The organism is Streptomyces sp. SID3343 (assembly GCF_009865215.1).
Lineage (GTDB): Bacteria > Actinomycetota > Actinomycetes > Streptomycetales > Streptomycetaceae > Embleya.
Genome location: NZ_WWJX01000548.1, coordinates 1 through 324 on the forward strand (window position 1 = coordinate 1; position 324 = coordinate 324).

The 324-nt window shown below is 72.5% G+C and carries 1 protein-coding gene; it reads right to left on the bottom strand.

Annotated features, from left to right (window positions below):
- The coding region (locus GT354_RS16870) for a transposase (protein WP_161357124.1) at positions 1-324 on the bottom strand (324 nt) is incomplete at both ends.

Here is a 324-nt window from a genome sequence, read left to right on the forward strand (position 1 = left end):
AGGAAGGCGTCCAGCGCCGCGGGGTAGTACTCGCGCAGCAGCGAGCGGACCTGGTTGCAGATCTGTTGGCGGGACCAGATCGCGTCCTGCTGGGCGCGGGCCAGGACCGCGACGGCCTTGGCGAGTTCGCTGTCGCGGGGCAGCGGCCGGTGCGCGTGCATGTCGGTGCGCAGGATGTTGGCCAGGACCAGGGCGTCGCCGGGGTCGGACTTCTTGCGCGAGACACCGTGCCGGTCTCGGTATCGGGCGGCGGCGAGCGGGTTGATCGCGAAGATCGGGCGCCGGCCGTTCCGCAGCACCGCGACCAGGAGCCCGCGGGAGGTC